General features: G+C 59.6%; 18 protein-coding genes and 1 other RNA gene. 13 read left to right on the forward strand and 6 right to left on the reverse strand.

The features are described 5' to 3' along the window. Positions 1 to 46: 46 nt before the first annotated feature. From K3G63_RS17900 to K3G63_RS17915, 4 genes are all read left to right on the forward strand, one after another. Positions 47 to 1,207: a glycoside hydrolase family 172 protein gene (locus K3G63_RS17900; protein WP_220615482.1), complete on the forward strand. Its 1,161-nt coding sequence runs from the start codon at positions 47 to 49 to the stop codon at positions 1,205 to 1,207. A 61-nt stretch (positions 1,208 to 1,268) separates the two neighbouring features. Continuing rightward, positions 1,269 to 3,761 carry a glutaminase family protein gene (locus K3G63_RS17905; protein WP_220615659.1) on the forward strand — a complete coding sequence of 831 codons (2,493 nt, stop codon included), beginning with the start codon at positions 1,269 to 1,271 and terminating at the stop codon, positions 3,759 to 3,761. Positions 3,762 to 4,036: 275 nt separating this feature from the next. Next, on the forward strand, positions 4,037 to 5,110 hold the full coding sequence (locus K3G63_RS17910; protein WP_220615483.1) for a glycoside hydrolase family 43 protein: 1,074 nt from the start codon (positions 4,037 to 4,039) through the stop codon (positions 5,108 to 5,110). 224 nt (positions 5,111 to 5,334) lie between these two features. After that, positions 5,335 to 6,357 (forward strand): LacI family DNA-binding transcriptional regulator, encoded by a 1,023-nt coding sequence (locus K3G63_RS17915; RefSeq protein ID WP_220615484.1) that lies wholly within the window; start codon positions 5,335 to 5,337, stop codon positions 6,355 to 6,357. Between the two features lie 338 nt (positions 6,358 to 6,695). Here the strand turns inward: K3G63_RS17915 and ssrA are convergent. Together ssrA and K3G63_RS17925 are read right to left on the reverse strand one after the other, a co-directional pair. Beyond that, positions 6,696 to 7,066, reverse strand: a transfer-messenger RNA (tmRNA) gene (gene ssrA, locus K3G63_RS17920). A 244-nt stretch (positions 7,067 to 7,310) separates the two neighbouring features. Then, positions 7,311 to 9,485 carry a prolyl oligopeptidase family serine peptidase gene (locus K3G63_RS17925; RefSeq protein ID WP_220615485.1) on the reverse strand — a complete coding sequence of 725 codons (2,175 nt, stop codon included), beginning with the start codon at positions 9,483 to 9,485 and terminating at the stop codon, positions 7,311 to 7,313. 177 nt (positions 9,486 to 9,662) lie between these two features. Here K3G63_RS17925 and K3G63_RS17930 point away from each other — a divergent pair, with 177 nt between their 5' ends. From K3G63_RS17930 to K3G63_RS17950, 5 genes are all read left to right on the forward strand, one after another. Further along, complete coding sequence (locus tag K3G63_RS17930; RefSeq protein WP_220615486.1) at positions 9,663 to 10,418, forward strand: LuxR C-terminal-related transcriptional regulator; 756 nt, start codon at positions 9,663 to 9,665, stop codon at positions 10,416 to 10,418. Positions 10,419 to 10,478: 60 nt separating this feature from the next. Then, positions 10,479 to 12,629 carry a DNA polymerase III subunit gamma/tau gene (gene dnaX / locus K3G63_RS17935; protein ID WP_220615487.1) on the forward strand — a complete coding sequence of 717 codons (2,151 nt, stop codon included), beginning with the start codon at positions 10,479 to 10,481 and terminating at the stop codon, positions 12,627 to 12,629. 342 nt (positions 12,630 to 12,971) lie between these two features. After that, positions 12,972 to 16,076, forward strand: a complete 3,105-nt coding sequence (locus K3G63_RS17940; protein WP_310794608.1) for an insulinase family protein — start codon at positions 12,972 to 12,974, stop codon at positions 16,074 to 16,076. A 201-nt stretch (positions 16,077 to 16,277) separates the two neighbouring features. Continuing rightward, a complete protein-coding gene (gene icd / locus K3G63_RS17945; RefSeq protein ID WP_183404619.1) occupies positions 16,278 to 17,540 on the forward strand; it encodes an NADP-dependent isocitrate dehydrogenase in 1,263 nt (420 codons plus the stop codon). 81 nt (positions 17,541 to 17,621) lie between these two features. Further along, positions 17,622 to 18,116, forward strand: a complete 495-nt coding sequence (locus K3G63_RS17950) for a hypothetical protein (protein ID WP_220615488.1) — start codon at positions 17,622 to 17,624, stop codon at positions 18,114 to 18,116. Positions 18,117 to 18,632: 516 nt separating this feature from the next. Here the strand turns inward: K3G63_RS17950 and msrB are convergent. Then, complete coding sequence (gene msrB / locus K3G63_RS17955) at positions 18,633 to 19,223, reverse strand: peptide-methionine (R)-S-oxide reductase MsrB (RefSeq protein ID WP_220615489.1); 591 nt, start codon at positions 19,221 to 19,223, stop codon at positions 18,633 to 18,635. A 149-nt stretch (positions 19,224 to 19,372) separates the two neighbouring features. On the opposite strand from msrB, the gene K3G63_RS17960 reads away from it, so the two are divergent. Further along, positions 19,373 to 19,717 (forward strand): hypothetical protein, encoded by a 345-nt coding sequence (locus tag K3G63_RS17960; RefSeq protein ID WP_220615490.1) that lies wholly within the window; start codon positions 19,373 to 19,375, stop codon positions 19,715 to 19,717. Positions 19,718 to 19,932: 215 nt separating this feature from the next. Here K3G63_RS17960 and K3G63_RS17965 read toward each other — a convergent pair whose 3' ends face one another. Then, positions 19,933 to 21,426: a beta-lactamase family protein gene (locus K3G63_RS17965; protein WP_259404551.1), complete on the reverse strand. Its 1,494-nt coding sequence runs from the start codon at positions 21,424 to 21,426 to the stop codon at positions 19,933 to 19,935. A gap of 322 nt (positions 21,427 to 21,748) precedes the next feature. On the opposite strand from K3G63_RS17965, the gene K3G63_RS17970 reads away from it, so the two are divergent. Next, positions 21,749 to 22,051: a DUF3817 domain-containing protein gene (locus K3G63_RS17970; RefSeq protein ID WP_220615491.1), complete on the forward strand. Its 303-nt coding sequence runs from the start codon at positions 21,749 to 21,751 to the stop codon at positions 22,049 to 22,051. A gap of 295 nt (positions 22,052 to 22,346) precedes the next feature. After that, positions 22,347 to 23,195, forward strand: a complete 849-nt coding sequence (locus K3G63_RS17975; RefSeq protein WP_220615492.1) for a M12 family metallopeptidase — start codon at positions 22,347 to 22,349, stop codon at positions 23,193 to 23,195. A gap of 77 nt (positions 23,196 to 23,272) precedes the next feature. Here the strand turns inward: K3G63_RS17975 and K3G63_RS17980 are convergent, their stop codons facing one another. Further along, the gene (locus K3G63_RS17980; protein WP_220615493.1) at positions 23,273 to 24,136 is read right to left on the reverse strand and encodes an SDR family oxidoreductase; all 864 of its coding nucleotides are present in this window, start codon (positions 24,134 to 24,136) and stop codon (positions 23,273 to 23,275) included. 107 nt (positions 24,137 to 24,243) lie between these two features. After that, on the reverse strand, positions 24,244 to 24,768 hold the full coding sequence (locus tag K3G63_RS17985) for a DinB family protein (protein WP_220615494.1): 525 nt from the start codon (positions 24,766 to 24,768) through the stop codon (positions 24,244 to 24,246). Positions 24,769 to 24,903: 135 nt separating this feature from the next. On the opposite strand from K3G63_RS17985, the gene K3G63_RS17990 reads away from it, so the two are divergent. Beyond that, the gene (locus K3G63_RS17990) at positions 24,904 to 26,100 is read left to right on the forward strand and encodes a pyridoxal phosphate-dependent aminotransferase (RefSeq protein WP_220615495.1); all 1,197 of its coding nucleotides are present in this window, start codon (positions 24,904 to 24,906) and stop codon (positions 26,098 to 26,100) included. Positions 26,101 to 26,226: the final 126 nt, after the last annotated feature.

Here is a 26,226-nt window from a genome sequence, read left to right on the forward strand (position 1 = left end):
TTGGTGCCTGTTGTTCTGCCACTCGCTCTGTCTTCCCCCACCCGCTATGCCCCACTCATTCCGACTAGCACTAGTACTTCTCGTATTCTGCCTCCCGGGACCTGCCGGGGCGCAAAAATTCAACGGGCTCGGCTCCGAGCTGGGCAACCTCTACCGCCTCTCCGATGCCAAGACCCGCTCTATCAGCCCTGAGAACTTTACCGGCGCGAAAGGCCAGGGCGGGCGCGCTACCACCGGCACGGGCCAGAACGCCTCCCGCGACCTGGGCCTTGGCTGGAAAGTAAGCCCCAGCATCATTATCAAAGCGGGTCAGACGGCCGTAGTGGCCGAAATCGACGGCCCCGGCGCCATTCAGCACATCTGGCTCACGCCCACCGGCCTGTGGCGCTTTGCCATTCTGCGCATGTACTGGGACGATGAGAAAACGCCCTCGGTGGAAGTGCCCGTGGGCGACTTTTTCGGGCAGGGCTGGGGCGAAACGGCCCTGCTCAACTCCATTCCGGTGGCCGTAAACCCTGGCAGCGCCTTCAACTGCTACTGGCTCATGCCCTTCCGCAAGAAGTGCCGCATCACCCTGGAAAATATCGACGAGAAGGAGATGTTTCTGTACTACCAGGTAGACTACACCCTGACCGACGTGCCCAACGACGCAGCGTACTTCCACGCCCAGTTCCGGCGCCAGAACCCTACCCAGTACAAGGTGCCTTATACCATTCTGGATGGCGTGAAGGGCCGGGGGCAGTACGTGGGTACCTACCTGGCCTGGGGCGTGAACAGCAACGACTGGTGGGGCGAGGGCGAAATCAAGTTTTTCCTGGATGGCGACGGACAGTTTCCTACCATCAACGGCACCGGCACCGAAGACTACTTCCTGGGCTCCTACAATTTCGAGAACAAGAAAACCCGCCAGTACCAGGAGTATTCCACGCCCTACGCCGGCCTGCACCAGGTTATCCGGCCCGACGGACTTTACCGCGCCAACCAGCGCTTTGGCATGTACCGCTGGCACATTCCGGACCCCATCCGCTTCACCTCCGATGTGCGCGTTACCATTCAAGCCCTGGGCTGGCGCTACAACGGCCGCTACCTACCCCTCCAGGACGACGTGGCCTCCGTGGCGTACTGGTACCAGACCGAGCCCCATGCCCCCTTCCCCGCCCTACCCTCCAAGGACGACCTGGAAGTAAACCTCGGCCCGGCCCGCTAACGGCAGCTTTTTTTCCCGGCTTAGCCCTTATTCTCTTCCTATGCTTTTCTCTCTTCTCGGTATGGGCTGGCCGCGCTTGGCCGGCGTGGGCGCGGCAGCTCTGCTGGCCCTGGTTTCCCCCGCGGCCACCGCCCAACAGCTACGCCCTCCGGCCTACCCCCTCATCACCCACGACCCTTACTTCAGCCTGTGGTCTTTCCAGGACACCCTGACGGCCGCCCCTACCCGCCACTGGACCGGGGAGCCCCAGGCTCTGGAGGGCGTCGTGCGCGTAGATGGGCAGGTCTACCAGTTTTTGGGCGAAGCGGCCCCGGAGTACCGCGCCATTATTCCTACTGCCCAGGAAAAGCCGTACACGGCCCGCTACACCTTTAGCCCACCCGCGCCGGGCTGGGAAAAACCTGCATTTGCCGCGGCCCAGGGCTGGCAGACCGGCCCCGCCCCGTTCACAGATAATACGTCGCTGCAAGGCACGGCCTGGAGCGGCGGCGACATTTGGGTGCGCCGCTCCGTGACGGTGGCCGACGCGCTGCCCAAGGGCAAGCTGGTGCTGCAGCTCTGGCACGATGACGATGTGGAGGTGTATTTGAACGGCACGCTGCTGCTGAAAAAAGACAGCTACAACGGCAGCTACCAGTATTTTGAGGTGCCCGAGGTGGCCCGGCAGGCGCTGCGCCGCGGCGAAAACCTGCTGGCCCTGCACTGCACCAGCCCCCAGGGCGGCGACCATCTGGACGCGGGGTTGTACGAAGTGCTGCCCCAGCCGCGCCTGCCCAGGGCCCGCCAAACGGCCGCCACCGTCACGGCTACGCAAACCACGTATACCTTCGCCACCGGCCCGGTACGCCTGACGGTCAACTTCCTCTCCCCGTTGCTGCTCGATGAACTGGAAACCGTAGCCCGGCCCGTGAGCTACGTCACGTTCAGCGCCACCACCACCGACGGCCAGCCCCACGCGGTGCAGGTTTTGTTGGCCGAAGCGGGCACAATAGCTACCAACACGCCCTACCAGCCCGTTACCACGCAGGCCGGCCGCACCACCCGGCTAGAGTGGCAGGCCGTAGGCACCACGGCTCAGCCCGTGCTAGGCAAGGCCGGCGACAACGTCCGCATCGACTGGGGCCAGGCCTACCTGGCAGCCCCAACGGGTAGCTCGCCTACCGTAGGCGCGCCTGCTACCCTGCGCAGCACCTTTGCCAAATCGGGCCAGCTGGCAACCACCAAATCCGTTAGCAGCCCGGCCCAGCGCGTGGCCCTAGCCACGGTACTCAACCTGGGCCGCGTGGGGCCCCAGCCAACGGAGCAGCACGTGCTGCTGGGCTACGATGACCAGTATTCAGTGCAGTATTTCGGGCAGAACCTGCGCGGCTGGTGGCGCCGGGCTCCGGGCAGCACCATGGAAAAAACGCTGGAAGCCGCCGAAGCCGACTACGCCCGCCTGCGCCAGAAATGCACTGCCTTCGACCAGCAGCTGTACGCCGAAGCCCAGGCCGCCGGTGGCCGGCAGTACGCCGACCTCTGCCAGCTGGCCTACCGGCAGGCCATTGCCGCTCACAAAATCGTGGCCGGCCCGAAGGGAGAAGTGCTGTTTTTATCCAAGGAAAACTTCAGCAACGGCTCCATCGGCACCGTCGACGTGACGTATCCGTCGGCCCCGCTGTTTCTGCTCTACAATACGGAGTTGGCCAAGGGCCTGCTGCGCTTCATCTTTGACTACAGCGAGTCGGGGCGGTGGAAAAAGGATTTTCCGGCCCACGACATCGGTACCTACCCTCTGGCCAACGGCCAAACTTACGGGGAGGACATGCCCGTGGAGGAAGCTGGCAACATGCTCATTCTGACGGCCGCCGTGGTGAAGAGGGACGGCAAGCCCGACTTTGCCCGCCAGCACTGGGCCACGCTCACCAAGTGGGTAGGCTTTCTGCAGCGCGACGGGTTCGACCCGGCCACCCAGCTCAGCACCGATGACTTCGCCGGCCACCTGGCCCGCAATACCAACCTCTCCGTGAAGGCCATTATGGGCATTGCCTGCTACGGGCAGCTGGCCCGCCAGCTCGGCGACGAGAAAACGGCCACTCAATACCTTGCCCTGGCCCGCGACCTGGCTCGGCGCTGGCAGCAAATGGCCCAGGATGGCAACCACTACGCTCTCACCTTCGACAAGCCCGCCGGCTCCTGGAGCCAGAAGTACAACCTGGTGTGGGACAAGCTGCTGGGCCTGCAGGTATTTCCACCGGAAGTAGCCCGGCAGGAACTGGCTTTCTACCTCCAGCATCAGCAGCGCTACGGCCTACCCCTGGACAGTCGCCGAACCTACACCAAGTCCGACTGGATACTGTGGACGGCGACCCTGGCCGAGCGTGAGGCCGATTTTCAGGCGCTGGTAGCCCCGGTCTGGCAGTTTGCCCACGAAACGCCCAGCCGCGTGCCACTCACCGATTGGCACGAAACCACCGATGCCCGCCAATCCGGCTTCCAAGCTCGCTCCGTAGTCGGCGGCTACTTCATTAAAATGCTGGAAAAACGTCTGTCGGCTGAGCAAGTGAAGCCGTAAACAGCGTGCTTGCACTCGTAGTCGCATGTTGCCCAAGCATGCTGTTTACCCTAGCACCCGCAGAGCCGGAGCGTTCCGCGTGCTGACGGGGCAAGACTACACGGTACACTGAGCAGGTTGCGGCCTCTCTGCCGCAGGCCAGCTCCTGCTATAAGCAGGCAAGCACGAAGGGGTAAAGATGCTGCCCGGGCTGGGCCGGGCGCTCCGCTAGTACAGCCGACTATTTCACTTCGTAAGCCTACCTCTAACCTCAACTTCTCCCACTCCATAACCCCATGCCTTCCCGTCGTCATTTTCTGCAACAAGCCACTGCCGGCCTGGCCACTCTCGCCCTGATGCACCAAGCGGCGGCCCGTGCCGCGGCCCGTACATACACCAACCCCGTGTACGCAGGCCAGTTTCCCGATCCGTTTGTGCTGCGCCACCAGGGTCGCTACTATGCCTTTGGCACCACCGGCACCGGGCGCACCACAGATGGCCGCATCTTCACCCTGCTCACCTCCGATAATCTGGTCGACTGGAAGCCTGCGGGCGGGGCTCTCACGCCGCCTGACGGGGCCGATGGGGCCGACTTCTGGGCGCCGGAGGTTATCTACCACAACGGCACCTTTTACATGTACTACTCCATGGGCGGCGGGGCCATCGGGGCCACGGTAGGTCACCGCCTGCACGTGGCCACCAGCAAAACGCCGCAGGGTCCCTACCAGCAGGTAGCCCTGCTCGACGTACCCGATAGCAAGTTTACCATCGATGCCCACCCCTACCAGGACACCGACGGGCAGTGGTACCTGTTCTACGCCCGCGACTTTATCGACTCCGACAATGGCTACCGCCCTGGCACTGGCCTGGTGGTAGACCGCCTGCTGGATATGACCCGCCTGGCCGGCGAAAGCCGCACCGTAATGCGGGCCCGCCACGATTGGACGGTGTTCGAGAAAAACCGCACCATGCCCCTGTACGGCGGCAAAACCTTTCCCGAGTGGCATACCCTGGAAGGCCCGTTCATGCGCAAGCACAACGGCAAATACTACTGCTTCTACAGCGGCGCTAACTTCCTGACTTCCCGCTACGGGGTAGATTATTGCGTGGCCGACTCCATTCTGGGGCCCTACTCTGATGCCGGAGCCGACAAGGGGGCCCGCGTCCTGCACGCGGTAGAAGGCCATGTGCGCGGCCCGGGCCACCACTCCCACGTGCTCAGCCCCGATGGTAAAACCGAATACCTCGTCTACCACGCCTGGGATAAGGGCATGAAGGAGCGGCAACTCTGCATTGATAAGCTGGCCTGGACGGCCCAGGGTCCGCGCTGCCAAGGACCTACCTACACGCCGCAGCCCCTGCCAGCCTAGCTGTGGCCGCCCTGGCCCAGCCTGAGGGCCGCGTGCTACGTGGGGCCGCAACCAGCGCCCCAGGTAGGCGGCTCTCAGGCTGGGCCAGGGCGGTGCAGAGAAGCGCCAAAACAACTGTGCGCAAAACTGATCAAAACTTTTGCTTCATTTAGCCAACTATTTGCGTAAGATTTGCGCATATAGTTGGCTAAATGAACTCCTCTTCTTTCTAATCCGGCAAAGCCTTGGCGCGCACGAAAGCTTCTATTTCTGATCTGGCCAAGCAGCTGGGCGTTTCCGTTTCCACCATTTCGCGGGCGCTGAGCGACCATCCCAGCATCAGTGACGCCACCAAGAAGAGGGTGTGGAAACTAGCCAAAGAGTTGCATTACCAGCCTAATCATCTGGCCGCCGGGTTGCGCAAGGGCCGCAGCAATTTGCTGGGGGTCATCGTGCCGCACATCGACGGGCACTTTTTCACGTTGGTGGTAAAAGGCATTGAAACAGTGGCTACCAAGGCGGGCTTCAACGTGCTCATTTGCCAATCGAACGAAGACGTTACCCACGAGCGCAAAAACATCGAAACGCTGCTCAGTGCTCAGGTAGAGGGCATTCTGGTGTCGTTGGCCCGCACCACCCGCGACTTTAAGCACTTCGAGAAGGTGGCCAAGCAGGAAATTCCCCTCGTTTTCTTCGACCGGGTGCTGGACGGCCAGAACGTAAGCGCCGTGGTGCTCGACGACCGGGAGGGCGGCTACCTGTCCACTAAGCACCTGATTGCGCAAGGCTGCCGCCGGATTGCCCATTTTGGCGGTCCGCTGCACCTGAACATCTACAAGAACCGCCGCCTGGGCTACCTCGACGCCTTACAGGAACACGGCCTGCCCGTGGACGAAAAGCTAATCTTTCACTGCGACATGACCGTGGACGACGGCATTCGGGGCATGGAGCAGATGCTGACCCTGCGGCAGCGCCCGGATGCGGTCTTCTCCGCCAGCGACTTTTCCATCGTTGGCGCTTTGCAAGTGCTGAAACGCGCCAAGCTGCGTGTGCCCCAGGATATTGCCCTGGCCGGCTTCAGCAACGAAACTTTCACGTCCCTGACCGAGCCCATGCTGACTTCCGTGGATCAGCGCTGTGAGCAGATGGGCCAATCGGCGGTGCGGCTGTTTCTGGAAATGCGGGAAGAGCGAAGCGAAATTTTTTCCCCCCGCCGCATTGTGCTGCAGCCCGACCTGCTAATTCGGGATTCCTCTCAACGCCGCTAGATCAGCCGTGCCGTGTTGCGTAGGCTGTATAGCGGATAGCGCCAGACTGGGTGGCGCAGCGGTACCGGAAACAGGTTGGGGCTGACGGGAATGGTGACCGGGCTACCCTTTGTGGCCGCTAGCTAGAAACCAAGCAGGCACTCAGGATAGCAAGGCACATTTCCGGGCCTTCTCATCCTCCGGCTCAGCCTTACGCCACCTGTGCTGCCTACCCTACAAAGCCAACCGCCGCTAGCCGCCTGCAGGCTGCACTCCGTCAATCAGCAACTTTGCCCCAACGTGCCCGCAAGGTAGCCGAAAACGAAAAACCCGCCCCATGATGCCATGAAGCGGGTTTAAAGTGGAGCTGCAGGGATTCGAACCCTGGTCCAGACAAGGAAGCCGTCGAGCTTTCTACGTGTGTATCTATGCTTGAATTTTCGTGACATCCCAGGCGCACATCAGGCCCTTGGTTTGCCCTTATCTGCTTGAGTTTCGCCCTGGAGTCGCAGCGCCCCCAAGACTATCCTACTACTTACGACGCCCCGAACTCACCCGTGAGAAGGAGGACGGATGCGGGACGATGGCAATTACCTAATACCTAGATTAGGCAGCCATGGCGTAGCTATACTCGCCGGTTGTTGTTTGGACGACTTTTTAACGGGAGATTCATCCAACTCCCGACACGCTTACTCGCGACCTGCACAAGCTGTCAATTCCGGTCAGCCCCAATTGGTAAAGAACGATTCCTGCTCCGGGGAGCGGGGTGCAAATGTACGCACGCTGAGAAGAAAACGTTGCCTGCTGGTAAAATTGTTCCTGCCAGCCACCCTGTTTATAGAGCGGGAGTAGCCCAAAACCATTGTAGAAAGCACACAGACCGTCATGCAGAACTGCGCTCTGCATGACGGTCTGTGAAAACACGCGAGATGTCTCGACAAGCTCACAATGACGTTCTACTGTAGGGTTTTCGGCTACTTCATAGCCGCCGCTTTGGGCTGGAAGCGGGGGTGCCCCGTTTGCCAGAGGCCGAAGGCCAGCAAGTCGGCCATGGTTTCAAACTGCTTCTGCTTGGAGTCGCCGATGCCGTGGCCGGCTTCGTAATCGGTGAATAGTAGCACGGGCTTGCCGGAGGTGGTGCTGGCTTGCAGGCGGGCGGCAAACTTGGCGGGCTGCCAGGCAATTACCCGCGGGTCGTTCATGCCGGCCGTCACGAGGGTAGCGGGGTACTTAGTGCCGGGTACTAGGTGGTGGTAGGCATCCATTTCCAGCAGGGCCTTGCATTCCTCCTCTTTCTGCACGGTACCAAACTCCGGCACGTTTACGGGGCCGTTGGGCGAGTTTTCCATGCGCACGGCGTTCAGGCAGCCTACTTCCGGCATGGCAACGGCAAATAAATCGGGGCGCTCCGTCATGGCCCGCCCGATGAGGATGCCCCCGGCGCTGCCTCCATTGATGGCAATTTTGCCCAGGCCGGTGTACTGCTGCTTTACCAGGTAGTCGGCGCAGGCAATAAGGTCTTTCCAGGTGTTGGGCTTGGTCGTTTTCTGGCCGGCTTTGTGCCAGGCCTCGCCCAGCTCGCCCCCCCCGCGCACATGGGGCACGGCCAGCATGCCGCCCTGCTGGGTCCAGAGCAGGTAGGGCGGGTAAAAGAACGGGCCCGTGGACTTGGAATAGGCGCCGTAGCCCACCATCAGGGCGGGCGCTGTGCCATTGCGGGGCAGCCCCTTGCGGTACACCAACGACAACGGCACCTGTACGCCATCGTGCGAGGGCACCATCACTTCTTCCACCGTAAGGTCGGCAAACTCCGGGTACTGGCTTTCCGACGACAAGGGCTCGGGCGTGAATTGCCGGGTAGCGGCCGTGTAGCGGTAGCGCTGGCGGTCCGTAATCCAGCCCACGGCACTAATCCACAGGTCCGGAGACTGGGCGTTTTTGCTTTGCAGGCTGAGCGTGCCAACGGGTTGCGGCAGCTTGACTTCCTGAACGGTTTTACTGCCTCTGGCTACGAAATACAGCTTGGCTTCTACCCCGTTGCGGGTGCGCACAAAGTACAGCCCGTCCTTGGTAGTCTTAAGCTCTTCGTCGTTGATGGCCTCGTCAGGGCTTTCAGGCACCAGCAACTCGGCCGTGGCTACGTTAGGCTTCGAGACTGGCATGCGCATAATTTTCTCATGCGGCGTATTCTTCGAGGTAGTGAAGTAGATATACTGCTCATCTGAGGCCAGATTGGTCACCTCTTGCTCGGGCTTGAAGAGGGGCTGCCAGGGAATGGCCGGCTTGGTTAGGGCCGCGGCCGGTGCGTAGTACGCGTAGAGGTAGCGGTCCACGCTGCCCAGGAAGCCATAAGCCAGCTTCGTGTCCCGGTCGATGCCGGCGTAGGGATACTCGGCGGGCTGGATGCCCAGCTTCGGGTAGAGCTTAGCCGAGAAAACAGGTTTATCCTGGCTTTGCGGAGTGCCCACCCGGTGCACGTAAGCCTGGGTGTTGAGGCGGGCGGCAGGGTCCTTCACGTCGGCGCTGTTGAGGGGCGTGTAGGTGAAGCTCTGGTTGTCCGGCAGCCACTCGCCGCTGCCCCAGGGGCGGGCAATGCGCTCCGGGTAAAGCTTCTGGGTTTTCACCTCCAGAATGCGCACTTCGCCTATTTCGCTACCCTTCTCGCTGAGCGAGAAGGCCACTTTGCTTCCATCATACGCCGCCGCAAACTCATTGATGGTGTACACCTTGCCCGACTCGAAGCTCTCGGGGTCGAAGAGCAGCTTTTCGGTGCCCTGGTAGCCGTCGCGGTAGTAGAGCTTGGGCTGCTCGTCCTGGGGGCGCGTTTTGAGGTAGAAGTACCGGTCGTTGTCGGCTATGAATACCTGGCGGCCCACTACAGAAGCTTTGCGGGCATCGAACTCCTTCATTTTATTGATGAGTTCCTGCCGGCCCGGAATGGCGTCGAGGGTTTGGCGGGCGTAGGCGGCCTGGGCTTTCATCCAGGTTTGCACGGCCGGGTCGGTAAGGTTCTCCAGGTTGCGGTAGGGGTCCGTCACCTGCACCCCGAAGTAGGTGTCGGTAGCGGATACCGAGGGCGCCGTGGGCTGGCCCAGCGCGGCCGTGGCTACCAGCCCAAGTGCTGGTAGGAAGCAGAAAAGTTTAAGCATAAGGGGGAGTGCGTGGTTGCGTGGGGTGGAACAAGGAAAACACCAGCTGGCCGCCAGACTTGCCGCGTCCGCTTCGGTTGTGACCAAAGCTACGCGCTGCTATCGTCCAGAAAATGAGTAATATTACCTATAGCCTATTCTTTCTAAAACGCCCCTGGTTGCCTTACTTGCTCTGCCATGTTTCGCCTCCGCACCGCCGATTTTCTGCGCCTGAACCAGGCTGTTGCCCTGATTTACGCCGAGCTGGAACCCAGCACCTTGTTCGATAGGCTTTCGGAAGCGGCAGCACTGGCCATCCAGGCCGAAACGGCGTGCTTCGATGGGGTTGATCCGAGTGGGCGCATAGGCCACCTGGGGGCGTACCCCGAGGCCATGTTTTCCGTGCTCGATTTTCCTCAGCTGGCCGCTCAGCTGCCGGAGCACCCGCTGTTTCCAGCCCTTATAGAGCAGCGCTGGACTCAGCCCGTGCGCACGACCGATGTAGTATCGCTCAAGCGCTTCCTCAACAGCTCCTTGCACTATGATTTTTACCGGCCACTGGCTATTACCCACCAGTTGGTAGTGGGCTTATCGGTGGCGCACTACGGCCAGATTACGTGCGCCATCAACCGCTCCCACCGCGACTTTACGGCCACCGACCAAGCCCTGCTGCAGCTGTTGGTCCCCCACTTCCAGGCAGCCGTACGCCTCAGCCAGACGGTGCGGGAGCTGCAGCAAGCCGCTCCGGCCGCACGGCCCGCCACCCGCGAGCTTACCCCGCGCGAAACTGTGATTCTGGAGCACCTTATGCGCGGCCTCTCCGACAAAGAAATCAGTCGGGTGTGCAACATCAGTCCGCGCACGGTGCAGAATCATTTGCAGAATATTTACGCCAAGCTGGAGGTAGATAACCGCACGGCGGCCCTGTGCCGGGTATTGGGCGTGGCCGGATAAGAAGCGGTGGCTCTGGCTTCCAAACCCCGGCTTTTCGGGGTATCTTTGTAGCCAGGACTTATGGAGAATTTCGTTGTTTCGGCCCGGAAATACCGCCCCGCTACGTTTCGCAGCGTAGTTGGGCAGCAGCACGTTACTACCACGCTGCAGAACGCTATTGTGAGCCAGCACTTGGCCCAGGCGTTCCTGTTCTGCGGTCCGCGGGGGGTAGGCAAAACCACCTGCGCCCGCATTCTGGCCAAAACCATCAACTGCGAGTTTGTAGAGGAGCACGTGCGCAAAGGCCGGCCGGTTTCGGAGCTGCTGAAAAGCCAGCCCGACATCGTGCCCGACGCCCTGCAAACAGCCCCGGACCCCGACAACACGCCCTTCGAGCTGGAAGCCTGCGGCAAGTGCTCGTCGTGCCGGGCTTTCCAGGAAAACGCCTCGTTCAACGTGCACGAGCTGGACGCGGCCTCCAACAACTCCGTGGAAGACATCCGGAGCCTAGTGGAGCAGGTACGCTACGCCCCGCAGCAGGGCCGCTTCAAGGTGTACATCATCGACGAAGTGCACATGCTCTCGAATGCGGCCTTCAACGCCTTCCTGAAAACCCTGGAAGAGCCGCCGAGCTACGCCATTTTCATTCTGGCCACCACCGAGCGGCACAAGATTATCCCCACCATCCTCTCGCGCTGCCAGATCTTCGACTTCAACCGGATTCGGGTCGATGATATTCGGGGGCACCTGCGCTACGTGGCAACCCAGGAGCACATCAAGGCCGAGGATGACGCCCTGCACCTGCTGGCCCAAAAAGCCGACGGGGGCCTGCGCGACGCCCTGAGCATGTTTGACCAGATGGTGACCTTCTCGGGCCACGACTTGCGCTACAAGGACGTGGTGCAGAACCTGCACATTCTGGACTACGAGTATTATTTCCGGCTGGTAGATGCCCTGCTGACGGAAAACCTCTCGCAGACCTTGCTCTTGCTGGAAGAGGTAGTCCAGAACGGCTTTGACCTGCACAACTTTGTGGTGGGCGCCGCCGAACACCTGCGCGGCCTGCTGGTGTGCAAGGACCCCGTGACGGTACAGCTGCTGGAAGTTTCCGACAACATTCGGGCGCGCTACGTGCAGCAAGCCCAGGCGGCACCCCTGCCCTTCCTGCTCTCGGCTCTGAACCTGGTCAGCCAGTGCGACCGGGAGTTTAAGCAGGCCAAAAACCAGCGCCTGCACGTGGAGCTGATGCTCATGAAGCTGGCCTACCTCAACAGCGCCGTGCAGTTTGCCCGCGACCTGGGCAGCGGCGCCGCGCCTGCCAGTAACGGCGAGGCGAAAAAAAAAAGTAGTGTAGCCCCCGCCGCCCCGGTAAACGGCCAGCAGGTAGCGGATGGCACGGCCGGAGCACCGGCGGCTTATGCAAAAGCCGCCGGGAATGGAGCGGCTGCTCCGGTGTCAGAACCGGCAGCACCCGTGCCTACCCCCATTCCCCAGCCGAAGTCGGCCCCGGCTGACCCGGAACCCGTAGTGCCGGTGGAAAGCGGCGTGGAGGAGTTGCACGATACACTCAGCATTGAGGACGAGGCCGCTACCCTGGTGCCGCCCACCAGCCTGATCCGCGACACGGTGCCGCACGTGGAAATTGGTACGCCAAGCGTGGCCGGTCATGAGCCGGGCCAAACGCCGGTAACGGCCGCTCCCCTACCCCCGCCCCGCCCCGGAATGCCCACCGGTAAACCCCTGGGGCTGGGCACCAAGCTGCCGGGCCTGGGGAGCCTATCGGCCATGAAGGCGCAGCTGGAGCAGCAGGCCGCAGCCGGCAAAGCCGCCGTGGAAGCTGAGCCCAGCGGCCCCGTGACTGGCCTACCCACCATCAACGACGAGGTGTTGCAGCGGGTGTGGAAAGAGCTGACCGAGGAGCGTAAGGCCATCAGCATGATGCACTACAGCCTGCTTAACCGCCCCGTGCAGGCCAACGAGCAGCACCTGATTGTGCTGCGGGTAGATAACCCCGTGCAGGAGGACCAGTTCAACGAGTTTCGGGCGGAGTTCCTGGGGGAGCTGCGCCGCCGCACGGGCTACCCCCGCCTCAACGTGCAAGCCGAGGTAGTGGAGCGGGTGGAAACCGGCCGCAAGCTCTACACCTCCAACGATAAGCTGGAGTACCTGATGGAGAAGTATCCCATGCTCACGGCCATGAAGCAAAAGCTAGGGCTGGACGCTGATTTTTAAGCTGTTAGTTTTTTCTGTCATTTTGAACGAGGCCCAGGGCCTCTGCTGCTGGCTACCCTGCTGGGGGAACAACGAAGCGGTACAGGCTCTTCCTTCGCCAAGAGGACAACAAAGCCACCTGTCATCCTGATGGAGCAAGAGTCCCGCCAGAAGGTACCTACTCCTCCAACAAAGCGCAAAAGGTCCTTTGCTGTGCTCAGGATGACAGGATAAGACACTCCCTATACACATTTTTTCGCACTTCGCGGGCGCGGGGCCTTTGTCAAGCTTTTTATTCCCGGGGGGGCCGCCTATCTTTGGCTCCTTGTCCTTTCCTGCTCTGCTTTCCGCGTCGATTTGCCCGTGAAAAAACCCCTGCTGCTTCTCTTCCCGGCCCTGGCTACGCTTGGCCTCACCCAGTGCCAGACGAGCAAGCCAACGGCTACCTCCACGGCCTCACCCACCGAAACAGCCACTACCTCCACCCCGCAGCCGAAAGAGTACAAGTACCAGACCGTGGAGGGCGACCCGCTGAAAGCGCGCATCTACACCCTGGACAACGGCCTGACCGTCTACCTCTCCGACTACGACGACGCCCCACGCATCCAGACCTACCTGGCGGTGCGCGCTGGCTCCAAAAACGACCCTAGCACCGCTACCGGCCTGGCCCACTACCTGGAGCATATGGTGTTCAAGGGCACCTCTCGGCTGGGCACCCAGAACTGGGCCGCCGAGAAAGTGGAGCTGGATAAGATTGAGGCCCTCTACGAGCAGTACCGCGCCCAGCGCAACGACCCCGCCGCCCGCAAGCGCACCTACCACCAGATTGACTCGATTTCCAGCGTGGCGGCCAAGTACGCCGTAGCCAACGAGTACGACAAGGTGATGGGCGCCATCGGGGCCAAGGGCTCGAACGCCTACACCTCCGTGGAGCAGACGGTGTACCAAGAGGATATTCCGAGCAACCAGCTGGAAAAGTGGGCCGCCATTCAGGCCGAGCGCATGCAGGAAATGGTGCCGCGCCTGTTCCACACCGAGCTGGAAGCCGTGTACGAGGAAAAGAACCGCGGCCTGGACTCTGACTTCCGCAAGGAATTCGAGGCCATGAACGCCAGCCTGTTCCAGAAGCACGAGTACGGGACCCAGACCACCATCGGGACCATCGAGCACCTGCAGAACCCTTCGATTACAGAAATCAAGAAGTATTTCGGCCAGTACTACGTGCCGAATAACGTGGCCCTGTGCTTGAGCGGTGACCTGGACTACGACCAGACCATTCGCATCATTGACCAATACTTCGGCAAGCTGCAACCCAAGCCGGTGCCAGCCTTCACGCCCGCCCAGGAAGCACCGATTACGGCCCCTATCGTGAAGGAAGTGCTGGGCCCCGACGCCGAAAACGTCATGGTCGGGTTCCGCTTCCCCGGCACCGCCACCCGTGATGCGCTGGTGCTGCGCATGATCGACAAGATTCTGAGCAACGGACAGGCCGGCCTTATTGACCTGGATTTGAACCAGAAACAGGCCGTACTGAGCGCCGCTTCGTTCACGGACCTGAATAACGACTACTCCACCCACATTCTCTACGCTACCCCCCGCCAGGGCCAGAGCCTCAACCAGGTGCGCGACCTGCTGCTGGGTGAGCTCAGCAAGGTAAAGAAGGGTGACTTCCCGGAGTGGCTGATTCCGGCCATCATCAACAACGAGCAGCTGCAGCGCACCAAAAGCTACGAGAGCAACGAGGCCCGCGCCGGCGCCTTCGTGGCGGCTTTCGTGGCCCGCGAGGACTGGAAAGACTACCTCAAGCAGTTCGACGACTTCGCGACCATCACCAAGGAAGAAGTGATGCGCGTGGCCCAGCAGTACTACGGCCCCGGCTACGCCCTGGTATACAAGCGAACCGGCCAGGACCCCAACAAGGTGAAAGTGGTGAAGCCCGCCATTACGCCCGTGCCGGTGAACCGCGAAGCCGCTTCCGACTTCTACAAGCAGGTAACCAGCATGACCTCGCCGGAGTTGCAGCCGGTGTTCCTGGACTACAAGAAAGACATTCAGGAAACGAAGCTGGCCTCGGGCGTGCCGGTGTACTACACTCACAACGCCGAGAACAACCTCTTCAACCTGTACTACGTGCTCGACCTAGGCACGAACCACGACCCCAAGCTGGGCCTCGCCACCGACTACCTGCAGTACCTGGGCACGGGCAAGTACAACGCCGCCCAGCTCCAGCAGGAATTCTACAAACTCGGCTGCTCCTTCTCGGTGCAAAGCGGCCAGGACCGCACCTTCGTCAGCCTCTCCGGCCTCGACACCAACTTTGAAGCGGCGCTGATTCTGTTTGAGAACCTGTTGCATGCTCCCAAACCCGATGCGGCTGCCCTTAAGAACATGGTGGCTGGGGTGCTCAAAGCCCGCCAGGATGCTAAGCTGAACAAAGGCGTGATTCTAAACCAGGCCTTGGTGAACTACGCCAAGTACGGCGCGAAAAATCCTTTCACTAGCCAACTCAGCGAGAAAGAGTTGAAAGCTTTAAAGCCCGAGCAACTCACTGCGCTGATTCAGAAGCTCCCGACCTATCAGCATCGTATTCTATACTACGGTCCACGTCCTTTGTCAAGCAAACAGGGCAAAATCGAGGGTTCGGAGAACCGCGTAGCTACCTCACCTGTATTTGGCTTGGAGCAAGAACTACAAGTTCTATACACAACTCCTATCAAGGAGCTACCCTCGCTGACTACCCAGAAGTTTCGCTCCAACGTTAGGAATTCTGTAGAAGGTCCAGCCCGAACCCTTACCCCCGTTCCGGCCAATAAGGATTTTGCTGAGCAACCGATGACGGACCGCAAGGTGTACTGGGTGGACTACAACATGGTACAGGCCGAAATCTTGTTTTTGAGCAAGGGGCCGGTGTTTGACAAGGGCCTGCTGCCGACGACCAGCCTCTACAACGAGTATTTTGGCGGCTCGATGGGTAGCATTGTGTTCCAGGAGTTGCGCGAGTCGAAGGCGCTGGCGTACTCGGCTTCCTCGCGGTTTGCCTCAGCCGATAAGGTAGGGCGCAGCTCCTACAACCTCAGCTACATTGGCACCCAGAGCGACAAGCTGCCCGAGGCTATGGCCGGCATGAACACCCTGCTCAACGATATGCCCGTGGCCGAAGCCAACCTGCAGATTGCCAAGCAGAGCATCCGCAACAGCATTGCCACCGAGCGCATCACCAAGTCTGACATTCTGTTCAGCTACGAGCGCGCCAAGCGCCTCGGCCTCGACTACGATGTGCGCCGCGACGTGTACGAGCAGACCTCCAACATGAGCTTCCAGGATCTGCAGAAATTCCAGCAGGCCCGCGTGAAAGGTCAGCCCCAAACGATTCTGGTTATCGGTTCTAAAGACCGCCTCAACTTCAAGGAGCTGGCCAAATACGGCCAGGTCCAGCAACTCACGCTGAAAGAGATTTTCGGCTACTAGGTCCCATGTCGTTACTACCATCTTGCCTGTCATCCTGAGCGCAGCGAAGGACCTCTACCGCTTCATTGTAGGGCTACTCAATTACTAACGGTAGAGGTCCTTCGTCGCACTCAGGATGACAGGTGGGGTAGCAGAAGCAACATTTTTCAAAACCCACAATCCTAAATACCTGTCACGTAACACCTGACAATCTTTTCAACAATGGCAGAGAAAATCACCATCAAGAACGGCAAGCTGAATGTGCCCGATCAACCCATCATCCCGTTCATCGAAGGCGACGGCACGGGTCCGGACATCTGGGCGGCTTCCGTCCGCGTGTTCGACGCGGCAGTAGAAAAAGCCTACGGCGGCTCGCGCAAGCTGGTGTGGAAAGAAGTAATGGCCGGCGAGAAGTCGTTCAAGCAGACTGGTAACTGGCTGCCCAACGAAACCCTGGATGCCTTCCGCGACTACCTCGTGGGCATCAAAGGCCCCCTGACTACCCCCGTAGGTGGTGGCATTCGTTCGCTGAACGTTGCCCTGCGCCAGGAACTGGACCTGTACGCCTGCGTACGTCCGGTACGGTGGTTTGAAGGTGTACCTTCGCCGGTGAAGCAGCCGAACCTGACCGACATGGTGATTTTCCGCGAAAACACCGAGGACATCTACGCCGGCATCGAGTACATGAACGGCACGCCCCAGGCTCAGAAAATGCTGGAATTCCTGCAGGATGAGATGGGTGTGAAGAAAATCCGCTTCCCCGAGTCGTCTTCGTTCGGCATTAAGCCTGTGTCGAAAGAAGGCACCGAGCGTCTGGTGCGCGCTGCTATTCAGTACGCCATCGACAACAACAAGCCTTCGGTGACCATTGTGCACAAGGGCAACATCATGAAGTTCACCGAGGGTGCCTTCAAAACCTGGGGTTACGAGCTGGCAGAGCGTGAGTTCGGCGACAAAGTGTACACCTGGGCTCAGTACGACAAGGTAGCGGCCAAGCAAGGCCAGGAAGTAGCCGACGCCCAGCAGAAAGCTGCTCTGGAAAGCGGCAAAATTCTGGTAAAAGACAGCATTGCTGACGCCTTCCTGCAGCAGATCCTGCTCCGCCCCGCCGATTACTCGGTAGTGGCTACCCTGAACCTGAACGGCGACTATATCTCCGACGCCCTGGCCGCCATCGTGGGTGGTATCGGCATTGCGCCCGGTGCTAACATCAACTACGTAACGGGCCACGCCATCTTCGAAGCTACCCACGGCACCGCGCCCAAGTACGCTGGCCTCGACAAAGTGAACCCCGGCTCGGTTATCCTCTCGGGTGCCCTGATGCTGGAGCACATGGGCTGGCAGGAAGCGGCCGACCTGATCTACAAAGGCCTGGAAGCTGCCATTGCCTCGAAGCGCGTAACCTACGACTTCGAGCGCCTAATGGACGGTGCTACCCTGCTGAAGTGCAGCGAGTTCGGCGACGAGATTATCAGCCGGATGTAGTAGCTTGGCACTAGCCAATTAAACCACGAAACCCCGCGTTGGCTGCAAGGCCGGCGCGGGGTTTTTGTTTCATTAACCTACATGAAAGCTTTATATCCAACTGCACTGTTCATTTTATTATCGACAACTACTTGCACTCAACCTGCACATGCACCCGCTGATTTTACGCTTAGAATAGAAGATTATACTGACACTATCAACACATTTCAGGGTACGTTTACTAGGCGAGGAATAGCTTCAAATAAAGCAGGAGAGGTATTCAGAGATACCACTGTCCATTTTGATTTCACCTCCCAACAAAAGGACTCTATCTATAGAATGATGGGAAACACACATTTCTTTACTCTGCCGGCAGTTTTAACTCCACAGTGTAATGGTATAATTCACCCTTCATCAACTGATAATCTAGCCACTCGCTGTAACGGTGTTGAACATAAAGTGAGATTTGAAAATGGCTGTGAAACAGCAGACAATAGGGTAAAAGAATTTCAACGACTTCTGAGCTTTATTTATAAAATGGTATACAGAAATCCACAGATTAGGGCGTTGCCTAATTCTGAATTATTCATATTATAACTACTTACTTCAATCAGATTCTAAGCACACAGCCAATATGACTATGTGCTAAAGAGTCACTAAGGACAACCTATTATCCCTTTTTTTGCATCTTCCGTATGTTTGTGCATCTGATAGATAGTCGGTCTGCCAGATGCACAAACGGCGCCCAGAGCCGAAGCTCTGACCGCCGCCATCCTGAGGATGTCCGAGCCAGTGGCTGACCACAGTTCGAATTGTGCCTGTTAGAACTGCTTTCGTCAGTTTCAACACGACGTGAAACCAATTGGCTTTGTCAACTGATTTCTTTTTCGCACGTTTACCCATAACTGATCAGGTTGAGGGTGCGCTAATCACTCACTTCCTGAAGCCCCGGTTGTTCCCGCAGCCGGGGCTTCGTCTTTTCAGACGACGCGTTGGCGGGGTGACAACCGTGCGAATACAGTAAAGACTGCAACCGCCGGAGTAGCCCAACAACAAACAGAGCGCCCCAGGTGGAGCGCTCTGTGAGGTTTAAGCCAGGTGTAGGGGTAGGCACTAGTTGCCTAGCACACCGAATGCAGGACTTTTACTGGGCACGAAATCGAGGACGATGGAATTCATGCAGTAGCGCTGGCCGGTGGGCGGCGGGCCGTCGTTGAAGATGTGGCCGAGGTGGGAGTCGCAGCGGCCGCAGAGCACTTCGGTGCGCTCCATCCCGAGGGTATTATCGGCCTCGTAGCGCACGGCTTTGGTGCGCAGAGGCTCGAAGAAGCTGGGCCAGCCGCACTCACTGGCAAACTTGGCCGTGGAGCGGAATAGGGCGTTGCCGCAGGCAGCGCAGTAGTAGGTGCCTTTGGCCTCGGCGTTCCAGTATTTGCCGGTGAAGGGGCGCTCGGTGTCTTTGCCGCGGGCTACGCGGTACACCTCGGGCGTGAGCACCTGCTTCCACTGCGCATCGGAGAGGCGCAGGCGGGTAGTATCGGTACGGGAGTAGTAGGGGTTGCGGCCGGTGGCAGAGGTAGCGGGCTTGGCGGCCGTTTTGGTGGCGGCTGAAGCTTTTGCTTTAGCAGGCGAGGTTTGGGCCTGCCCCTCGCAGGAGAAACAGCAGGTGGCGGCCAGCAGCAGCCCAACAATGCGGAATAGCATGGTGCAAATACTAGAGGTGTAGCTACACATACGCAGTTGCTACCCCCATCGGTTCCTCCACACCTGAACCGTTGGGGCCACTGCCTGGAACTAGCACCATTGTTGCGCTCCTAGGCGGGTTCTTCCTTTCTATTCCTCTGCTTATTTCTATGAAATGCTCCCTATTTCCTACCATCCTGCTGCTAGGCAGCCTAACGGCAGCGCAGGCCCAAACCTCCGTAGTGGTTAACCCTGACGGAACCCACTCGGTGCTACACCAAACCGGCAGCTCAGCGGTACTGGTTAATCCGAACGGTACTCATACTGTGGTACCCAATGTGGAAAGCAACCCCACGGTCATCGTCAATCCCGATGGTACGCACTCGGTGCTCCACCGCCATGGCAGCACTAACCTGCTAGTCACACCCAACGGCGCCCACCAGGTTCTGACCACCACTACCCCCGACACCACGCATTACCTGCGTCTGCTGCGCATCAAGAAACGGAAGAAGTAACCACGGAGAATTCCGGAAAGGCTCGTCATACAGAGACGGAGCCGAAACATGGCATCTCACGTTCTTCTACAAAAGGTCCTGTCGAGCTGGTCGAGACATCTCGCGTGCTGACGTTGGGTTAGTATCTCAACGTCAGCACGCGAGATGTCTCGACCAGCTCGACAGGACGTTCTTTACACTCTATATCTATAGCTACTGCAAACCCAACACTCCTGCTAGTTCTGTTGCTTTTTGAGGTAGGCGGCGGCAGCGGCGTTTTTGGGGTTGAGAGCCAGGGCGCGCTTGTAGTTTTTGGTGGCTAGCTCTTGGTTACCCAGGTCAGCGTAGGTTTCGGCGAGGCTGTCGTAAGTGTTGGCGCTCTGGGGGTAGAGGCTGACGTTGAGCTTGAACACCTCTACGGCTTCCCGCGCCATGTTCTGGCGGAGCAGCAGGTAGCCCCAGGCGTTTACTTCATCCTCAGGCAGCTGGTAAGCGGCGTTTTTCTTTTTCTCCTGGTTTACCAGCGCCGAGGCCTGGGCAAAGCCGCGCTTGCGCAACTCGGTGTGCAGGGCCCGGATGGTAGGCGGCAGCCCGAACCCGGCCACGGCGCGCATATCGGGGAGGTAATGGGCGGCTATTTCATCCATAAATACGTCGGGGTTGGCTCCGATGAGGTTAGTCAGGACTACAATGGCCAGGTCATCGTCGGGGTAGATGAACAGGGCGGAGCGGCCCCCTCCTACTGGCGCCACAGCGCGGTGCTCGGGGCGCGTTACCGTGGGCCAGCCCAGGGCGTAGCCGTTCAGCATGCGACTAAAACCGCGCTGGGTGCCGTTGTTGAGGTTGCCGGGCGTCCAGAGGGTAGGGAGACTGGCGGGTTTCAGGAGTTGGCCTTGTTGCAGGGCGATAATCCAGCGGGCTACCTCTTCGGCCGTAGAACTCATGCCGGCCGCCGTGCGCAACATAGGCGGAAACGTCTCGAAGGTATTGCGCAGCTGGTTGCCCCGGCGCATCTGCCCGTTGCTGTTGTGGTAGTAGGTGTAGCCCCGGGCTGCGTGGGGCAGCACGTCGTGGGCGTCGCCGAAGGTGGTGCGCGGCATCCCCACTACCTTCAGCTGGCGCTCCTGGATAAACTCGATGAACGGCTGCCCGCTGAGCTTATCAATGATTTTGCCCAGCAGCAGGTAGTTGGTTTGGTTGTAGGCAAACTTCTCGCCGGGCGCGAAGTCCATCGGCTGGGTTTGCACCTTGGCCCAAGCGGCGCTTTCATTTTCCTCGGTCACCATCTCATCGTCGGGCATGATGTCGGGCAGGCCGGAGGTGTGGGTAAGCAGCTGCCGGACCGTCACGGACTGCCAGGCGGCGGGCAGCCCATCGAGGTAGCGCGAGGCGGGGGCCGTCAGGTCCAGCTTGCCGGCTTCTACCAGCTGCATCACCGCTACCCCCACAAAGGCCTTGGTAATAGAGTTGATGGTAAACCGCGTCTGGCCGGTTACCGGCACCGAGTCTTGCACATTAGCCAGCCCGTACTGCCCCGTCCGGATGATTTTACCATGCCGAATAACCGCTAGCTGCAGCCCAGGAATGCGGAGTTGGCGCATTTTGGCTTGCAGAAACAGGTCGAGGCTATCGGGAGGGGTAGCCGCTTGCGCCTGAGAGGCAGTGCCAAAGCTCAGGAACAGTACAAGCCAGACCAGCGGGGCCCAAGTGGTTGTGCGTGGCGTTTTCATGGGAGAGAAATAAGGAAAGCGTACAGATGCGGTGCGCCCGGCGGGGCTACGTTCGGACAGATGTAGCGTCGTAATATAGGGTTGCCTCTATTTTGAATTTTACTGCTGGTATAGATCCTCTAGGCAGGAGGCTTGCCCCCCCCACTATATGAGAGCTGCGCATCACGCGAGGCAGATGGTACAAACCGTATAGCTACTGCTTCAAAAACTTCTTTACATCAGCAGCGTGGCGCTCGGCTGGGGTAGCCGACCTTTCGCCTAGGATCAAAGGGCCAACCGGCGCGACTGGCGTAACTTGCAGCTTCACTTGGTTACCGGCTGTATGCTTTCTTCTTTGCTGCGAACTTCTCTGGGCCGCCTGCGGGCAATTGGGTTTCTGGAGGGCATTTCCTTTCTGGTGCTGCTGGGCATTGCCATGCCCTTGAAATACCTGGCCGGGCAACCCGCGGCTGTGCGCTACGTGGGCATGGCGCACGGGGTGCTATTTGTGGCCTATGTGTTGCTGGTGCTACAGGTGAGCTTGGAGCATAGCTGGTCGTGGAAGAAGGCGCTGCTGGCCCTAGCTGTGTCGGTAGTGCCTTTCGGCACGTTCTGGGCCGATAAGAAGCTTTTCCGCCCGGAGTAGCGGGCTGCGCTACCTGCCACCACTCAGGTGCCCTCTCCAGGGGAAGCCTGCACCTGAGTGGTGGCCACAACCGGCCTTCTCACTAGCCGTCTAACCACACCCGCCAGCGGCCAAGCGGTGCTCCTTCAGGAAAGACAAGCCAGCAATATTTTAACAAACAGCCAATTTTATTGAATAAACATCAATAAAATTGGCTGTTGTTTTGCAATACTCGCATTTATTCACAACTTACGCTACAGGAGTTTCTCTTGCTTGCGCCGATCTTCACTTATCCACAACCATAACACTTGTATTCATGCTCACATCACACGCAACCCGCTTGGCCCTAGTAGCAGCTATTGGCGCCTTTTCCGTAGCCAGCTGCAGTCAGGAGAATGACTCGGCGGCGGTGCAGCCCGCAGCCAGCAGCAGCCAGAGCGCTAAAGTGGAGGAAGCCTACCCCGGCCAGAACGGGAATAGCCAAGCAGGCTACCTCAGCGGTCAGCCCATTGAGTACCGCAGCATCAACGGCGAAAACATTTACGAAGGCGACATTATCCTGACCTCTGAGCAGGTGGCCAACACGGGAGCCCGGCCGGAAAGCGCCGGCCGCACATCGGGACGCTGGCCCTCGGCGGTGGTGTACTATACCATTGACGCCGCCCTGCCCAGCCAGAACCGCGTAACCGACGCCATTGCCCACTGGCAAACCAACACCGCCATCCGCTTCGTGAAGCGTACTACCCAGGCCAACTACGTTACGTTCCGGGTAGGCTCAGGCTGCTCCTCCAACATTGGCATGATTGGCGGCCGCCAGTATATCAACCTGGCCTCGGGTTGCTCCACGGGTAACACCATTCACGAAATTGGTCATGCCCTGGGCCTGTTCCACGAGCAAACCCGCAACGACCGGGACACCTACGTGAACATTCTCACCCAAAATATTCAGGCAGGCTACGAGAATAACTTCTCGAAGTATTCGGCATCAGGGTACGCCGGCACCGACTACGGAGTGCTTGACTTTGGCTCCATTATGATGTACGGCTCGTTCTCCTTCTCCTCAAATGGGCAGCCCACCATTACCAAGAAGGACGGCTCTACTTTCGACATCCAGCGCAGCGCGCTTTCAACCGGCGACAAGGCTGGTATCGACGCCATGTACTAACCTCTTAACAAGAAGTTACCTTACAAAAAAGGCACCCACTGGTGGGTGCCTTTTTTGGTGATTATGCCCGTGGCTGGCTAGGTATTCAGCACCTCTCCGCCGTTGGGGTGAATGGCCTGTCCCGTGATGTAGGAGGCATCTTCAGAGGCCAGGAACACGTAGGCGGGGGCTACCTCGGAGGGCTGGCCGGGGCGCTTCATGGTCGTATCCTTGCCGAAGGAAGCTACTTTCTCGGCGGGAAACGAAGCCGGAATGAGCGGTGTCCAGATAGGGCCCGGAGCTACGGAGTTTACCCGGATCTTTTTTTCAGCCAGTTGCTGGGCAATGGAGCGGGTGTACGCCGTAATGGCTCCCTTCGTGGAGGTATAGTCTACGAGCTGCTGGTTACCCCGGTAGGCATTGATGGACGAGGTGTTGATGATAGAGTCGCCCTCTTTCAGGTGAGCCAGTGCGGCCCGGGTCACGCGCACAAAGGAGAAAAAGTTGACCTGGAAAGTATCCTGCCACTGCTCGTCCGGTATCTCGGCCACGTCCTGATTCACGAACTGCTCAGCGGCATTGTTCACCAAGACGTTAAGCTGACCCAGTTCCTGTACCGTCTGATCGACAATGGACTGGCAGAACTGCTGGTCGCGCAGGTCCCCGGGCAGCGTCAGGCAGCGGCGACCTTCGGCTTCTACCAGTTGCCGGGTTTCGTAGGCATCCTGCTCCTCCTGGGGCAGGTAGGTGAAGGCCACATCGGCACCCTCGCGGGCAAAGTGCACGGCTACGGCCCGGCCAATGCCGGAGTCGCCGCCGGTAATAAGGGCTACTTTGCCCTGCAGCTTTTCGCTGCCTTTATACCCGGGCCGGATGTATTGCGGCTGAGGCGTCATTTCCTGTTCAATACCAGGCTGTTGCTCTTGCTGTTGAGGGGGCAGGGAGGTTGGCTTGTTTTCCATAGCATTGGTAAAAGATTGAGCTAGTACGAACGAAGGACAAACCGGCGGGTTTCCACTGTGCAGATAGATATTGAAATCTTTACACGAACCCCCATTTGCCCCCTTGCCTAATGAGCCGCGGCCCGTACTATGCGCGCCGTTACCAGCACCTGCCCCACATGGCGCGTAGTGTGCTCGGCTGCGTGTACCAGCAAGCCTATTACGGTGCTGGGTAGCCCTGCCCGCCCTACCGGCCGAAACTCCGGGAGCGTAGCTTCAGGAGTGGCGCGCAGGGTAGCCAGCATGGTTTCTACCTGGGCCGAGAACTGCCGGAGCAACGCGGTGGTAGTAGCAGGCAGAGCGGGTCCGTCTTTCTCAGTGGCCAGAAACTGAAATTGCGCCTCGCTCAGCGGCTCATGACGGGCGTAAGTTTGCATCCGGTCAAGCACTCCGGCCAGGTGCCGCAGGTGAAAGCCCACGGACGCTACCCCGGCCGGCCGCTCTGGCAGGAGGTCGTCGGGGAAATCATGGAGGGCCGCCTGCACTTCTTCCCGGGCTTGCAAGAGCGCATGCGCCAGGGGCTGCAACAAAGGCGAGAGGTCCGGGAGTGGGCCCCGTAGCCACACTTCTGGCTGGGAGAGAGGAGTAGTCATACCCTGGTAACTACCAGTAGGCGGTCTGGGTTTGCGGGCAGCCTCACTCAAGCCCACGGTTCTCGCAACCAAGTGCCAGCGCATGAGCAGGTAAAAAGCCGCTACGTCTGGCCCCGGTAGCCTATCTTTAAGCCCATGCTTCAGATTTCGCAGCGTGGCCTGGCACTGCCGCCCTCCCCTTACCGCCGTCTTACTCCGTACGCCGAAGCCGCCCGTGAGCGGGGCGTTACGGTGCATCCGCTCAACATCGGCCAACCCGATATTGAAACGCCCCCAACTATGCTGGCCGCCGTGCAGCAGGCCAACATCCGAGTGCTGGAGTATGGTCCTACTGCGGGCTACCCCAGCTACCGCCAGAAGCTAGCCGAGTACTACCAGCGGCTGGGGCTGAACATCGTGGCCGACGACATCCTAGTAACCACCGGGGGTAGTGAGTCGATTTCGTTTGCCTTGCTGGCTTGCCTGAACCCTGGCGACGAGTTTATTGTACCTGAGCCGTTTTATGGCCCTTACACCGCGTTTGCCGTTTCTACGGGCACACAGGTGGTACCCGTGGCTTCGTACCTGGAGCAGGACTTTGCCCTTCCACCTATCGAGGAGTTTGAGCGAAGGATTACTCCGCGTACCAAGGCCATTCTTATCTGTAGCCCCAACAACCCCACGGGCTACGTGTACAGCCGCCACGAGCTGGAGCAGCTCAAGGAGCTGTGCCTACGCCACAACCTCTACCTCCTGGCCGACGAGGCGTACCGCGAATTCTGCTACTCCGATGAGTTCACCAGCGCCCTCAGCTTAGAGGGGGCCGATGACCATGTGGTGCTGCTTGATACCATCTCGAAGCGCTACAGCGCCTGCGGAGCCCGCATCGGGGCGCTGGTTACCAAAAATAAAGCCCTGCGCGAGGTGGTGTTTAAGCTGGCCCAACTGCGGGTGTGCCCCCCTGGCCTGGGGCAGCTGCTGGCCGAAGCAGCCGCCGACCTGCCGGAAGACTACTTCGACCATACCAAAGCCGAGTACCAGACCCGCCGCGACCTGATGGTTCGGCGCCTGCGGGCCATGCCCGGCGTACGGTGTCCGCTGCCCCGGGGGGCTTTCTACGTGCTTTGCCACCTCCCCGTCGATGATGCGGAACGCTTTGCCCAGTGGCTTCTGGAGGAGTTTCAGCACCAGGGCCAGACGCTGATGGTGTCTCCGGCCGCTGGCTTCTACGCAACCCAGAGCCTGGGCCGCCAGCAGATGCGCATGGCCTACGTGGTAAACCAAGACATCATCAGCCAGGCCATGGACTGCCTGGAAGTAGCACTACAGCAATACCCTGGCCGCCAGCAGTAACCAGCAAGGCGCTGCAAGCAGCCGGTTCTACGGTGGTTTCCCCAACAGAACCGGCTGCTTGTGTTGGGGAACATTCCTTTTTTACCAAATGCGCCGCTTAGCTGAGCTTGATTGGGTTGCCGGCCA

Origin of the sequence: Hymenobacter sp. HSC-4F20 (assembly GCF_019599275.1) — a bacterium.
Taxonomy (GTDB): Bacteria; Bacteroidota; Bacteroidia; order Cytophagales; family Hymenobacteraceae; genus Hymenobacter.

Excerpts from the sequence above, each read along its gene's own strand:
- K3G63_RS17910 (WP_220615483.1), top strand. The coding sequence starts at position 4,037 with ATGCCTTCCCGTCGTCATTTTCTGCAACAAGCCACTGCCGGCCTGGCC.
- K3G63_RS17985 (WP_220615494.1), bottom strand. The coding sequence starts at position 24,768 with ATGACTACTCCTCTCTCCCAGCCAGAAGTGTGGCTACGGGGCCCACTC.
- K3G63_RS17965 (WP_259404551.1), bottom strand. The coding sequence starts at position 21,426 with ATGAAAACGCCACGCACAACCACTTGGGCCCCGCTGGTCTGGCTTGTA.
- K3G63_RS17975 (WP_220615492.1), top strand. The coding sequence starts at position 22,347 with ATGCTCACATCACACGCAACCCGCTTGGCCCTAGTAGCAGCTATTGGC.
- K3G63_RS17930 (WP_220615486.1), top strand. The coding sequence starts at position 9,663 with ATGTTTCGCCTCCGCACCGCCGATTTTCTGCGCCTGAACCAGGCTGTT.
- K3G63_RS17950 (WP_220615488.1), top strand. The coding sequence starts at position 17,622 with ATGAAAGCTTTATATCCAACTGCACTGTTCATTTTATTATCGACAACT.
- K3G63_RS17980 (WP_220615493.1), bottom strand. The coding sequence starts at position 24,136 with ATGGAAAACAAGCCAACCTCCCTGCCCCCTCAACAGCAAGAGCAACAG.
- dnaX (WP_220615487.1), top strand. The coding sequence starts at position 10,479 with ATGGAGAATTTCGTTGTTTCGGCCCGGAAATACCGCCCCGCTACGTTT.
- icd (WP_183404619.1), top strand. The coding sequence starts at position 16,278 with ATGGCAGAGAAAATCACCATCAAGAACGGCAAGCTGAATGTGCCCGAT.
- K3G63_RS17925 (WP_220615485.1), bottom strand. The coding sequence starts at position 9,485 with ATGCTTAAACTTTTCTGCTTCCTACCAGCACTTGGGCTGGTAGCCACG.
- K3G63_RS17960 (WP_220615490.1), top strand. The coding sequence starts at position 19,373 with ATGAAATGCTCCCTATTTCCTACCATCCTGCTGCTAGGCAGCCTAACG.
- K3G63_RS17900 (WP_220615482.1), top strand. The coding sequence starts at position 47 with ATGCCCCACTCATTCCGACTAGCACTAGTACTTCTCGTATTCTGCCTC.
- K3G63_RS17990 (WP_220615495.1), top strand. The coding sequence starts at position 24,904 with ATGCTTCAGATTTCGCAGCGTGGCCTGGCACTGCCGCCCTCCCCTTAC.
- K3G63_RS17905 (WP_220615659.1), top strand. The coding sequence starts at position 1,269 with ATGGGCTGGCCGCGCTTGGCCGGCGTGGGCGCGGCAGCTCTGCTGGCC.
- K3G63_RS17970 (WP_220615491.1), top strand. The coding sequence starts at position 21,749 with ATGCTTTCTTCTTTGCTGCGAACTTCTCTGGGCCGCCTGCGGGCAATT.
- msrB (WP_220615489.1), bottom strand. The coding sequence starts at position 19,223 with ATGCTATTCCGCATTGTTGGGCTGCTGCTGGCCGCCACCTGCTGTTTC.